This window comes from Baekduia sp. Peel2402 (assembly GCF_052567285.1).
In genome coordinates this window covers 2,169,986-2,182,251 of record NZ_CP199582.1, presented here as the reverse complement: position 1 = coordinate 2,182,251, position 12,266 = coordinate 2,169,986, and the positions used below count along the sequence as shown (strand labels likewise).

General features: G+C 64.9%; 11 protein-coding genes. 6 read left to right on the top strand and 5 right to left on the bottom strand.

Going from position 1 to position 12,266, the window contains the following annotated elements; genetic code table 11:
- Positions 1-65 precede the first annotated feature (65 nt).
- From ACT01A_RS10585 to ACT01A_RS10575, 3 genes are all read right to left on the bottom strand, one after another.
- Positions 66-1,211, bottom strand: a complete 1,146-nt coding sequence (locus ACT01A_RS10585; RefSeq protein ID WP_445152217.1) for a DUF4062 domain-containing protein — start codon at positions 1,209-1,211, stop codon at positions 66-68.
- Between the two features lie 930 nt (positions 1,212-2,141).
- Positions 2,142-4,037: an ATP-dependent nuclease gene (locus tag ACT01A_RS10580; RefSeq protein ID WP_445152216.1), complete on the bottom strand. Its 1,896-nt coding sequence runs from the start codon at positions 4,035-4,037 to the stop codon at positions 2,142-2,144.
- 143 nt (positions 4,038-4,180) lie between these two features.
- The gene (locus tag ACT01A_RS10575; protein ID WP_445152215.1) at positions 4,181-5,560 is read right to left on the bottom strand and encodes a hypothetical protein; all 1,380 of its coding nucleotides are present in this window, start codon (positions 5,558-5,560) and stop codon (positions 4,181-4,183) included.
- A 770-nt stretch (positions 5,561-6,330) separates the two neighbouring features.
- Here ACT01A_RS10575 and ACT01A_RS10570 point away from each other — a divergent pair.
- The 3 genes from ACT01A_RS10570 (at position 6,331) to ACT01A_RS10560 (ending at position 9,089) form a co-directional block, all read left to right on the top strand.
- Entirely contained in the window at positions 6,331-7,452 is a 1,122-nt protein-coding gene (locus ACT01A_RS10570) for an nSTAND3 domain-containing NTPase (protein ID WP_445152214.1), read from the top strand.
- An 82-nt stretch (positions 7,453-7,534) separates the two neighbouring features.
- Positions 7,535-7,765 (top strand): DUF2188 domain-containing protein, encoded by a 231-nt coding sequence (locus ACT01A_RS10565; protein ID WP_445152213.1) that lies wholly within the window; start codon positions 7,535-7,537, stop codon positions 7,763-7,765.
- Between the two features lie 46 nt (positions 7,766-7,811).
- Complete coding sequence (locus ACT01A_RS10560) at positions 7,812-9,089, top strand: Dyp-type peroxidase (protein ID WP_445152212.1); 1,278 nt, start codon at positions 7,812-7,814, stop codon at positions 9,087-9,089.
- A gap of 314 nt (positions 9,090-9,403) precedes the next feature.
- Here the strand turns inward: ACT01A_RS10560 and ACT01A_RS10555 are convergent, their stop codons facing one another.
- Both ACT01A_RS10555 and ACT01A_RS10550 read right to left on the bottom strand, forming a co-directional pair.
- Positions 9,404-10,201 carry a sigma-70 family RNA polymerase sigma factor gene (locus ACT01A_RS10555; protein ID WP_445152211.1) on the bottom strand — a complete coding sequence of 266 codons (798 nt, stop codon included), beginning with the start codon at positions 10,199-10,201 and terminating at the stop codon, positions 9,404-9,406.
- Between the two features lie 221 nt (positions 10,202-10,422).
- Positions 10,423-10,941, bottom strand: coding sequence for a MarR family transcriptional regulator (locus ACT01A_RS10550; RefSeq protein WP_445152210.1), 519 nt, complete (start codon positions 10,939-10,941; stop codon positions 10,423-10,425).
- A gap of 75 nt (positions 10,942-11,016) precedes the next feature.
- On the opposite strand from ACT01A_RS10550, the gene ACT01A_RS10545 reads away from it, so the two are divergent.
- The 3 genes from ACT01A_RS10545 to ACT01A_RS10535 all read left to right on the top strand — a co-directional run bounded on the left by ACT01A_RS10545 (position 11,017) and on the right by ACT01A_RS10535 (position 12,247).
- On the top strand, positions 11,017-11,157 hold the full coding sequence (locus ACT01A_RS10545; RefSeq protein WP_445152209.1) for a hypothetical protein: 141 nt from the start codon (positions 11,017-11,019) through the stop codon (positions 11,155-11,157).
- A 70-nt stretch (positions 11,158-11,227) separates the two neighbouring features.
- Complete coding sequence (locus ACT01A_RS10540; RefSeq protein ID WP_445152208.1) at positions 11,228-11,581, top strand: hypothetical protein; 354 nt, start codon at positions 11,228-11,230, stop codon at positions 11,579-11,581.
- 105 nt (positions 11,582-11,686) lie between these two features.
- Positions 11,687-12,247 carry a hypothetical protein gene (locus tag ACT01A_RS10535; RefSeq protein ID WP_445152207.1) on the top strand — a complete coding sequence of 187 codons (561 nt, stop codon included), beginning with the start codon at positions 11,687-11,689 and terminating at the stop codon, positions 12,245-12,247.
- Positions 12,248-12,266 lie beyond the last annotated feature (19 nt).

Sequence of the window (12,266 nt, the reverse complement as noted above, 5' to 3'; positions counted from 1 at the left end):
TGCGCTGCGTGCCTTTGGCATTAGGACGACTGCAGCACCTCCGTCGACTGGTGCGCAGCGCCAGCTCAGCTGGTCGCGGTGCGCATTCCCTCGATTTGGCGCTCGCCGGGCTCGACGTTCGTGTACCGCCGCGGGTCGCCGTAGGTCAGCTCGACGAGTCGGCGTCCGAGGTGGGCCGGGCCGAGCGCGAATCGGGAAATGTAGGAGGCCTTGCCCGAGGCAAGCAGCCGCTCCGAGATAAGGAGCCCGCCGACGGCTTCTTCGGTAGCCGGCGGCAGGCCGGTCGGGAGTTCGGCGAGCGGGTCGGTAGCGTCGACCATGAAGTCCATCGAGCCGAGGCCGGAGGGCAGCGGGTCACCGAGAAGGCCGGCTCGAAGTCCGGCCTCGGTGAGGTCGTCCGGCGAGAGGCCAGCGGTTCCGGTCTCCATCGAGCCGCCGCGGCCTTCGCCCCAGCTGACGTCGGCGGTGATCTCGAGGTGGCGGACCGATGCGCTGCGCATCTCGCTGACGACACGCGTCACGCGGCCGGTGCCGGCGCGGTGGGCAAGTGCAATGGGAACGTCGGTGGAGCGGCCCCACTCATCTGACCGGAGGCCCTCGAGGTACCGGGCGACGCTTGCGTCGCGCACTTCAGCCTCCACTACGATCAACTTGCCTTCGTCGCGGATGGCGCCAGCGCGGATGCAGGCGTCGCCGACCTTGATCCACGGAGCCTCGTCGTCGGCTGCGATCTCGGACAGGCGCTGAAGCAGTCGACGGATGAGGTCGTCGGCGTCTGAGAACTGGCCGGTGGTGTGGAAGGTCTGGATCTCCTGTACGAAGTCCATGGCGTTGCCTTGACGACTGCTGGCGTTCTGTGCGAGCCAGAACGAGATCCGCTTGCCGCGCCGCCGTGCCTCGAGGTACTCCTCGTGCGTCGGGGAGCGGCCGCTGGAAAGCATCGTGCCGTAGCGGTCGGCGAGGATCCCGATGTAGATGTCGGACCGGGCGACGCCGTCGAGGTACGCGCGCTCGGCGTCTTCGTCGCGACCGCCGAGGTCCTCGAAGACGACGACCGAGAACCCGGCATCTCGCAGGGCATCGGCGACCCGCGCTCGAAGCGGACCAAGATCACGCATCTCGCTGGACAGAAAGACCGTGCGGGTCTCGGCCCAGCGCCGGAAGTCCTCGGCTCCGAGCCGGCGGGTGGCTGAGGCGTTGTCGATGATCAAGGCGGCTGGGGTGCTCACTGGTTTGGTGCGGACGGTAGCGCTCGTCACGGTCGCAAAGTGACCGCCTCATGCACCCGTCACCCGCGCGGTGTCACAGAGGTTCCGGCGATCAAGACTCGCTCGACGCTGGCGTTCAGAGCGGGCGATGTCCGGCGAACGACCCACATCGCAAATCGGGATAGGGGTGTTGTGCCTCTGGCTCGACTAAGCGCCATGAACATCTCTCAGAAGGTCCCGAGGAGCTGGCTCGGCGTGCTGGGAACCGACGCCCATACCCGGCTCCGACGCGTGCGCGTCACCTCGCCCGACACCGGTCATCGGCGACGTCGCCATCACGCGCAATCTCTCTGCACAACGGATCCGGGCTCCCCGTCCGCGGACCGGCAGGTCCGGGCGAGGACAGTTCGTCCAACAGATCCGACGCTCCTGCCAGGGAAGAAAGACATGAGCTCAATCTCACTACGTCGCCGCAGCCTTGGGCTGGGCGCGGATCTACTTCTCAGCAGCGCGACGGCCTGTCGGTCCTCGCCGGCACGCTCGACCGCCGGATGGCCAGCCGCTCTGTCGTGCATGTGCCTCTGGCAACGACAGCGCGGGTCCAACTTGCGACGCACATCTCGCACGCCGCCGCCCGCCGCGTTGGCCGCGGCGATTGGTGTCTCTTCCGTCTGGGTTCCGCGTGCGGTTCCGCTTGGGCTTCCTGGCGGGCTGCCGCGTGCGCTTCCTCTTGGCCTCTAGGCCGAGAGCCTGAAAGTCCGTGCAGTTGGGCGGCTTCCGGGGCTTCGCGGAGCGGCGACATCTTCATCTACGTGGTACCTCGGGGGTGTCGGCCATGAGGCCGGACTCACCGCGTGATCGCGCGGCCGATCGCGCGGCCGCGCTGGTGATGGGTGCCGGGGTGCTGTTGGTGCTACATCGCACGTGAATGGCTTAGGCAGCTAGTGCCTCGATACGCACAAGCATGTCCTGCAGCACTTGGGGCGGGTCTGCCGCAACAGTGCCAGCGGCGTGGCGGTACGCATCGTCGGGCTTCGGACGAAAGTCTCCCTGTTCCAACTTGAACGCTTCAACGGCCGCCTCGAAGCCTGGCCACGACGCAAGCTCGGCTTCCAGCCTGTCGGCGAAAACTGCACATCGATCGCCTACCCCGGTCGCGGGCTGCTCCGCGCTGGGTTGTCCCAAAGTGCTTAGAACGAGCGCATTGTCCCGTCCGACGGACGCCTGAGCAGCCTGGATGTCGGCCTCCTGCCTTCCGTCGGCCTGCATCCGGCTAGCAAGCCCAGCGTCCCCATCGAAGACGACAAAACACGGAACGTCGAGTTCGGTGAGAATCGCCCATGGGATCAGTAGCTGACGCTTGCCGTGACAGCGCACCACAGCCACGCCCAGCGCGTCTAAGCCACCAATCCGATCCCCGAGTCCCTGCAATAACCCCACGTCCGACTTGCCCTCGACCAGCACAACGGCCTTGGCAAACACGGCTTCAGCGACCTGCCGGCGTAGAGTCATGCGGACGCGGAGGGGAATCTGCTCCGCTTTGTGCACTCCTTCCACTCTTGCCACGACTCGCTCGACTGTCGCCTGGGCCACGTGACTCTCGGGCCATGGCGCGCCGGGCCGCCGACGGAAGCGACGAAGGCGCTCGTATTGCGACGCGTCCACGAAGTGCTCTGAATGCGTCGCATAGGCGACCTGGATCGTTGCCTCGGTCCGACCGGCCAGCGCGGTCAGCGTACCTGCGAAGTGTCGAGCCTGCAGCGGGTGCTGATACAGCTCCGGCTCTTCAAGAGCAAGCACAAGAGCGGGCGGCGCTCCGGAAGCCTGTGCGCTCTCGTCGGTCTGCGCAGCAACCGCCGTGGCTAATTGTTGAACGACGGCGATCAGGAGTGCGCGTTGGAAGCCATGTCCTTGGCGTCCTACCGATGTGTCAAGTCCATCGTCCGCGACCCGTAGATCGACAGCAAGAGGTGGCAGCTTGACCTCGGGGTCGCGAGCCGACAAGAGAACCTCGCCACCTGGCACGAGCTCGGAGAGCTGCTCGGTCACTGCCGACGACAGACTCTCCAAAGCCGCGCCTCCTTCTGCGGCCATGATGTCTGTGAGTTCTGAGCTGACCCGCTCCTGCAAAGACGCCAGCCGCTCCCGCATTCCGCTTTGCTCGCCAAGCGCCCGGTCAAGAAGCTGCCGAAGCAGCGTCCCCCGGGCGTCGCGCGTCTCGGCATCTGGGTCGGCAACTGCCGGGATCAGGACAAAGTCCATTCGGCTTGCGAGTCGTCCCTGGCCGGCGAACCCGAACAAGTGCGTTGCGTCCGTGCGTCCCTCTTGTAGCTGATCCGGGTGTTCGGTCTCCCATTGCTGGAGAGCCTCGTCGACGGCGGCGGCGCTATTTGCCTTTGGAAGCCCGAGATCAGGCTGAGTATCGCGAAGCTCGTTATATGCCTTGCGCTTCTCGGTCGCCCGAGGTTGGTCACGAATCGTCGAAAAGGCCGGGAACGACCGACCCTTGCCGGTTAGCTTCTCGCCGTGCTCCATCGACCACGTTCGCCAGAAGGTCGCCTCGTCACCGACGACATAGGCACCGAGAGCCTCGCGATCAGCGTCGTCGAAGTCGCTGAAGGTCACACCGATTGTTACGCGCTCGCTCGGCTGGTGGCCGTGGACATCCTCCATGCTCAAGGGTCCGCCCTGAAAAAACCAATTGAGCGCGTGGAGGACGGTGGACTTGCCGGTGCTGTTTGCGCCCACCAAAACCGTGACGTCATCAAACGTGATGTGCAGGTCTCGTAGGCAACGGAAGTTTACGACGTGAACGCGAAGAAGGCGCACGCAGCTCCCTTAAAAACTCAATGTTGTCGAGCGCAACTCAACGGACTTTATGCGAAGTTTGTGAGAAGTTCGCTGACGTCGGACTCGGCCTGAAAGCACTCAGACGGACTGTGCCATCCCTTGGACGGCGAGTTCACGCCGTGCTAGGCGACAAGGTCGGCGTATCGACGAACACCGTAAGCCGCCTGCGCGAGTCCCGCGAACCCGCGCCTGTCAGGGAAGCGCCGGCGACGGTTCCGTTGGAGGAAGCACTCGCCGAGTAGTTCGCCGATACAAACCTCGAGCCCCGAGTCTCGCCGTCGGCGCTCGGTCTCGTCGGCCACTAGTCGCACGATCTTCGTGACGTCCTCGTCGCGATGGGGACGAAGCGAGGTGACGTAGAAGTCCCGCTGTCGGTCCTCGCGAATCGCCGCGACTAACGTCAGGTCCAGCCCTTCCGGCAAATTCTCGGCGTGGGCGGTTGTCCGAACCGCGAACACGTGACGGTCTCTGCCCCAGTTACCCGCGACGATCTCGCTGGGCATGCGCGTCCAGGGTGCGATCGTCTCGTACAGCATCGCCTCGAGCTCGGTCAGCGTGACGCCGCGGCCGTCGATTGCCATTTCCCAGTCGCAAGAGGTAGCGGCCGTCACGGTTGCCCCTGCTGAAGGTCGCGGCAACTCCAAGAGCGTTGGCATGCCGGCGGCACCAAAGGCGGCGAGCGCACGCAGATCCGTCCCGACGTGAATGTCCCTGGTGCCCGTGCCGAAGTCATCCGAAGCCACAGAAAGCCCTGAACGCAAGCGCCCGCAGGTGATGGGCACCTCATTGAGGTCGATCTCCCACGGTGCAAGATCTTCGACCGTTCCAGCCATCCTGATAACCGCTTGGGCGACATCCTCACGTGTGACGATGAAGGGCTCATCGAACAACTCGCCATGCATGCGCAGCGCCTGCTCCGCAGCTGCCTCTCGTCCGGGCCATCCGGACGGTGCCCATTTGTTCTGAGCGAGGGCGGCCGCTGCTACGGGGATATAGACGCCGTCGCAGTCGGCGAGCAGCGTGATCGTGGCAACGCCTCCGGGGGTGTTTGACGCCTTGGTGGGAGGCAGCACGGCGTCGGGGCCCATGATCTCGCGGTAGATGTTGGGCGGGGCCTGCTCGTGATAGGCCCCGAACTTGTCCGGCCCGATCGTCGTTTCGGTGCGCGCGTCGAGAACTAAGCGCTTTGGCCGCGCGATCACACGACGATCCAACGCACGTCGAAACAAGGCGCCGGGCAGCGGCGACAGATCGGACAGCCAGAGGAAGCGCTCAAGTGTGTGAGGCTTCGGCCCTCCGCGTTCATGCAGGGCCTTGGCGGTCGGGAGGGCAGCGTCACGCTGGGCTTCGATGGTTGCAAGTAGCGACCGATCGAAGCACGTGGCGGCCGAGCGTTGATCCTTGAGGCGGATATGTCCAGCCTCTTGCAGAAGGGCGAAGCCCGGCTGAGCGATGTCTGCGCGGATCGCAGCGACCCGCTGGTCCCTGTCAGCGGCGCTCATCGATTGGTGTATGGAAGAAGAGGGACAGAGGAGTTCAGCTTGTTGGCGTGGACGCTGGGCGAACGTAGCGGAGCGTCACGACGCGTACAACCGATGGGATGTGTCAAAGCCTCACGGCTTTCGTCTTGGCTCTTGCGTATCAGCTCACGGCCGGTATTCACTCCACGTGTGCCCGAGCCTTTCAACGCCCGCGCAGGGCATCCGAATGCCCGCGTGATGCAAGCTCCAGCCCACCTTGGCGCTTCTGCCTTGCGCAAACCAGTCCGATGACGTTGGTTGTCGGCATCCGGGCCGGAAGTAGGGACCAGGACTCCTGGATCGATCGTCGCTGGTCACTGGTACCGGCTTCGTGGGGATCTGGCGACCTTCTTGTGGGGACCGGAGCACTCGAGAGCGAAGCGTGGACGCCTCCCGGGGTGGCGCTAACCGATCGCGAAGGCGAGAGAATTGACCGCTGGCGACGGACGAAACGCCGGTCCGGAAGTGGCGGTGATGGTCGAGACGAGACACGTGTCGTTTCGCTGTCTGACGTCTTAAGCTGCGTGCCCGCCGTCTACCACGGCTGGGCGGTAGACGCCACCCGCGGGCACGTTGCAGCGGCACAGCTCTGGCTACGACTTGCCGAGTGCGACGTATCCGACGGGGCGGAGGAAGGCCAGGCAGTCGCATCTGTCCGGCGCGCAGTCACAGTTCTTCAAAGGGAGCTAGATGAGTTCGCGTCGGTGACGCCTGATCAAGCGGTCCCGGCCCCGGTGGGCCAAGGCACAGCGATGGACGATGCGCTTGCGACCTTTTCCGACGCGGACCTGAAGCCGCTCGTGGGGACATTGCTTCGTGCCGAGTTCTCTCTGGCGGAGGACGACAACTTCTCATGGCTCGACTGGCCCGATGTCGTTACGCCGGCGACCGGACGGGTCACAGTACGCATCATGATGAACTCGAACTACGACCCAGACGTCGTAGTACGCGGGGTCACCGATGAGGCTCAACGGCTGGTAGATCGGGGAGGAGCAGAGCGCGGCGAGCTGTATTGCTTTGTAAGCGCGTCTCGACTCGAGGCTTCGCTGTGGAGAACCCTAAGGCGATCACTCGAGCTCTTGCTACCCGATGCGGCGCACGTCCTTGATGCTCGAGGGCTGCGGGCTCTCGCTAACAAACATGTCGATGCCTCTCGCGGTCACATCAAGTATTGGATGGCGCAGGGCGCAGACCGCGCTCTAAAGGTTCCGGGCGAGCAACCATTCCTTGAAGGTGGCGACCTGGCGCTGCCACGGCTTGTCGAAACCAAGGCCTATTACTGTGCTCGCGAGATGCTCCACGAGAAGCGCTCGATCGTCATCCATGGCCACCCCGGGATGGGCAAGAGCACGCTTGCACGCATGCTTCTCGCAGACGCCGCCCTCGATGGTTACCAGCGAGTCGCGATAGAGGACGGCGCCGATGTCACTGTGGCCCTCGAGTCGGTGACGCGTCCTGCTGTTTTCGTAGATGACGTCATGCATCCCACAGCTGCTCAGGACATCGCGAAGCGAGCAGTTGATCGAGACGGGCTAGCGATTGTCGCTACGCGTGGCTGCCCTGCTGTTGTCGATTGCTATGACGCCATCGGTCTGACTCACTATGACCGCGGCGATCGTGCTCGCATGTTGTACAACAATCTTTGGCACGACCACGGCCTCTGCCCAAGCATTCGTAGCGCGTTTCTGGATCCCGACCTATTCCGGGCGGTCATCGACGCACCTCAGTTCAAGCCCGGGTGGTGTGCGTCGTCGAGCAAGTTGTCGAAGATCATGTCCGTCTTCGGTGGCGCGTCTTCGTCGTCTGCTCTGGCGGACGAGATCGACGGCATGGTCGAACGTCTGCGTCACCGGCTGGGCGATCTCGCGAGTTGATGTAGAAGGGCCATGAGTCTTTAAGACCGGCTCTCTGAGTCTTTGACTCGACTGTGGTTCAACCGGCTCATACGGTCGAGGTATGAGCAACAGCAATATCCATACCGTCCCTCACGGCGATGGCTGGGCAAACCGTGTCGAGGGCAGTCAACGTGTCTCTAACACGGCCTCTACGAAGGCCGAGGCCCAGGCCAAGGGACGCGAAATGGCCATTGAGCGCGGCGTCGAGCATCTGGTCCACAAGACCGACGGCCAGATCGGTGAGCGGAACACGTACCCGCGGAGTCGGGATCCGCGCGCGTCGCGCGGCTAGTCCGGCGTGCGCGAACTCACTCAACCAACAACACGAAGAAGGCTCCATGACCGCAGCTGCAGTAGCCCGCCATCCTCAGGCCGGAATCACCAATAGGCCCCCCGAGCACGGGCTTGTCATCGCTCTTTCGCTGACCGCTGCCGATTCAGTCGGTGCTCGCACGGCTGTCGCCGCGCTGCGCGACCTAGTCAAGGCCGAACTGCGTTCGGACCTGGCCGACACGACGCCTGGCTCGAACAAGGATGCGCCGTCGGCCGAGACGGGGGAGCTTGGATTCGATGATGGATACGACCGCTACTTCCTCACGATCACGGTTGGCTTCAGCGCAGGTGCTTACAGCAAGCTCGGCGTGCCGGCTGACCAGCGCCCGCAGGACTTGATCGACATCCCGTGGGCTCAGTTGCAGGACTCGCCCGAGAACTCAGCCAACGGCGACATCGTGCTGCAGGTCTGCACCGACTCGGCCTACCTTGCCGAGCATGCGCTCCGTCGCATTGAGTACGAGCTTGCCGCACACTTCTCGATCGTCTGGACGAGCGCGGGCGTCCAGCGCCACAACAGCCGGTCTGGTCGTGTCAACCGTCGTGAGGGCCGCGCGTTGATCGGCTTTCAGGACGGCACGTCGAACCTCGATCCGCGTCGATCGGCTGAAGACGCGAGGCTCGTCTTCGTCGATCCCGACAACATCAACTACCCGCCGCAGGTCCCCCTGATCGAGCCCGGGCAGTCCAGCCCGTACGGAGGCCCGCAGCTGCCCGCCTTCCCATCCGACCTCCGAGTGCCGCCGACCTTTGAGCCGGCATGGACGAAGAACGGGACCTATATGGTCGTCCGCGCGAGCACGATCGACACGGCAGCGTGGGACGTCCGGACGCTGCGGGATCAGGAGCACATCGTGGGGCGGTGGAAGGTCAGCGGCTCCGCGCTCCATGCATCCGACGACCCGAGCGCAGCCGTCGTTGAGCCAGACTTCGGTAGCGACCCGGATGGTGTCGTGACGCCGCTCGCCTCCCACGTGCGCAAGACCAATCCCCGTGGCCCGGGGGATGGAGATCGCCGAATCTTCCGACGTGGCTACCCGCTGATCCAGACGACGGTGTCGGGGCAGCGGCGCGGCCTGCTGTTCGTCTGTTTCGGCCGGACGATCACGACCCAGTTCGAGTTCATCACGCGGGCGTGGACGGTCAACCCCGACTTCCCCCGTCCTGGCGCGGGCCAGGACGCCCTTCGCGCGTTCGAGCGCGTGCTTTGTGGCGGCTACTTTTTCGTGCCGCCTCTCCAGCGCGCGGCCGAGCCGTGGAGCTGGGTCGTCCCGGACGCATAGGCTGCAACTGATTAGTGACGGGTCAGTCCTCGGGTGCGTGGCGAAGCTGCGGAAGGCGTCACCGAGAGGTCGAGCTGCGAGCTGAGTAGCGGTTGCCGGGTGGGAATCTCTGGACTGATTTGGACTTGGCAATGATACGAGTCGTGTGGGCAACATTTGGGCAACACGCCCCAAGAATCTCAGCGAAGTTCGCGCAACTCGCCATCCGCTCGAAACCGCCGGTTTCAGGGGCCTTCGCTAGCGCTAGTAAGCGCAAAATAGTTCATCAGTACGCCTCGCATGACCTCTACTGGCACGGTCGTGTGTCCTAGGAGCTAGACCGGTGGCAGGTTGAGGAGGTCGCGAAGTGCGACGAAGTCGTGGAGCGTCAACCGATGCTCGTAATCCTGTTCGAGGCGTCGCGCGCCCTTCGTAAAGAACGACGTCGTCAGGAGGACGCCGGTTGAGGCGCGTCGATGCTCGACTGTGCCGATCAGCTCTCGGACGACCGCTGGACCGATCTTGCGGCCCGGCGCGTAGCGTTTGCATTGGACGACATGAAGTGAGCGGCCGAGTACGTCGTGCTTGGCGACGAGAAGGTCCGCTCCGCCATCGTTGCTTGCTGGTGTGAGCACGACCTCGAAGCCGCGTCGGGCGTACAGCTCTGCAACGAGTTCTTCGAAGCGTCGAGGATTGAGTTCGTATACGCCTTCCGGATGGCGGGCGAGGGTCGCAATCAGCTCAGAACTGATGTTCTGAACGCGAAGCTGAACCTCGCGGCTCTCGCGAGAGGCCTCGGCAAGAGGCTGGCCGTCGGGTGCGATCAGTGCAGGCCGCGGCCGACCGTCACTATCGAATAGGCCTAACCGGCCGGCAATGCTACGAAGCGCGGAACGATGGATCTGCGAGATGCGGGACTCGGTAACCCCGAGCACCTCTCCGATCTCCCGCAGCGCCAGGTTCTCGTAGTAGTACAGGGCGATCACGAGCTTCTCGCGCTCGGGGAGCACCGCGATGGCATCCGCGATCTCGGTCTTCGTCTCGGACGACATCGGTGCACCCGTGCCATCGCGAATGCCCGCGAGCGCCGCCGCGATGTCTTCCTCCGGCGTGCCGGACCGATTGGGAATCATGGAGCTCGTGATTCTGATGGATCCTGTGGCGGGCTGGGGCAGAGTGGGCGTCGGCCCCCGGCGTGGCCGGGCAGCGGCAAGTTCTATGCCCTAGTTCGTAGCCAGTCTGCGCCTGCATAGGCGCGCGCGGAACGTGTCGGCGCTCATACCGGGCGTTGAGCCTAGGCGCGCACCGGCCCGTGCTTCGTCAACTCATGATCGTGCAAGGTTCAAGTGGATGCTCACGCCGGCGCGGACTCCGTGAGGCGCTTGGTGAGCAGCTCGGCGGCGACGCCGCGGATGCGGGCGTCGCCGAGGCGGAGCGCGTCGACGAGCGCCAAGCTCTCGCCAAGGGTGGGGTCGCGTCGTGCGGCCTCGGGCACGGCTTCGTGCAGCGGGCGCAGAGCCAGTCCACGCTGCCGGCCCTTGGGGTCGGGCCAGACGGGAGCGAGCTCGCTGGGCGCTGAGGCGATGTGGTCGACCAGCGGCTCCGCGGCCCAGGCGGTTGGGACGCCACGGCTCTCGCCCGCCAAGACCACGGGGAAGATGTACTTGACGGCGTGGATCAGGAACTCCTCGGCCTGGCTGCCGTTGACGCGACGCCGTCCTTCGTCCAGGAGGCCGGCGGCGGCCAGGCGCTTCAGCGCCCGATGGACCACGCTGCGCGGGATGCCCGTTTCTTCGGCCAGCGTCCGGACCGTCCATTCCGGTCCACTTGCGCTGAGCTTCAGCAACAGGACGACGTCCTCGCCCTTGAACATGACCGCAGAATAGCAGCTTGTTCCTAGTCCCGGGACTAGGGACAACGATCTGCATACGGCGCGACTCACTCAGAATTGATCGCCGCCGAGTTACCGGGCTACACGCGTTCGCTGGCGACGGTGATCCACAACAACATCGCCGGGACGCACGAGTGGAACCGCGACTGGAAGTTCGTCATCGTCCGTCCGCACCACACGGCGGCCAACATCGGCTGAGAAGGGAACGCTGCTGCTCACGCGTCACCGAAAGCTCGCCGGCCTAGCGCTCGGCGCGATCATCCTGGCCGTGGCGGCCGTGCTCGTCTTCCATCTGTATCCGCGCAAGGGAGCCGATCGCGTCCGCCACGCGCTGGACTGGTCGGCATGCACGGAGATCGACGAACAGGACGGCGTGCGCTTGGACTACGCGCGGCGCTGGGGCGACGTGCGCGAGCAGGACCTGCTCGTCTGCCAGAACCTCGGCCCGCACGTTTACTACGTGCGGTTCGGCAGCGTGGACGCCCGGTCGGCCGCCCTCCGACGCGAGCCGCCCAAGGAGCCGGCTTGCGTCTATAGATCGGCCGAGCTCGTGGTCTTCACCGACGTGTCGCGGGCGGAGCGGCGCCGAACGTGCTCAGACCTGAACGGCACGCTGCGATGACGCGCCCTGCGGTGCAGCGGTGGAGACCCGTTCGTCCGCAGGACCTGCGCGGTATAGGCCAACATCGACCCGAACGAGAGCCGCCAGCAGTCGACACGTACGTACGTGGACGACATCAACCTGCTAGATCCGGTACATCGCGGAGCACCGCATGCGGACCACCGCTCGGTAACTTTGCGTGGTTGGCGATGGTCCATGTCCACTACCGTGACAATGACCGTGGGGCTTCGTCCAGGCGTCACGCTTGTTCGTCCATTGATGTCCCGCGTCCGCGCGGTCGCGTTGGTTGTCGCTGCGGTCGCGCTGCTCCCGGCCCTCGCCGGCCGGATCGGATTGATGGTGGCGCCGTGGGGCGCGGCTCCCGCCTGGGCCGAGCGGACCTGTCGAGTCGGGCCCGAGCGCTCGATCTACATGGGGCATCGTCCGTATCTGTCCTGCGCGGAGGCCAAGCGGGTGCTCTTCCGTCTCAAGGACGGGCACGACACCGTGCCTATGGCCTGCCACCGGCCGCTGACGGTCATGGGCTGGCGCATCACCGTGACGTCGAAGAATCCGAGCGGGATGATCAGCACTTACAAGCGCGGCCGATATTCGTTCGAGTACATGCGTCCTGCGACACCACGCCACTCCTGTCCGCCTAGCGAAGGCGACGAGCCAGACGCCTAGTCTTGGCAGACGGAAGCGT

What these genes read in the sequence shown, in the direction of transcription:
- ACT01A_RS10570 (WP_445152214.1), top strand. Translation starts at nt 6,331, where the DNA reads ATGGACGATGCGCTTGCGACCTTTTCCGACGCGGACCTGAAGCCGCTC.
- ACT01A_RS10555 (WP_445152211.1), bottom strand. Translation starts at nt 10,201, where the DNA reads ATGATTCCCAATCGGTCCGGCACGCCGGAGGAAGACATCGCGGCGGCG.
- ACT01A_RS10560 (WP_445152212.1), top strand. Translation starts at nt 7,812, where the DNA reads ATGACCGCAGCTGCAGTAGCCCGCCATCCTCAGGCCGGAATCACCAAT.
- ACT01A_RS10565 (WP_445152213.1), top strand. Translation starts at nt 7,535, where the DNA reads ATGAGCAACAGCAATATCCATACCGTCCCTCACGGCGATGGCTGGGCA.
- ACT01A_RS10575 (WP_445152215.1), bottom strand. Translation starts at nt 5,560, where the DNA reads ATGAGCGCCGCTGACAGGGACCAGCGGGTCGCTGCGATCCGCGCAGAC.
- ACT01A_RS10550 (WP_445152210.1), bottom strand. Translation starts at nt 10,941, where the DNA reads ATGTTCAAGGGCGAGGACGTCGTCCTGTTGCTGAAGCTCAGCGCAAGT.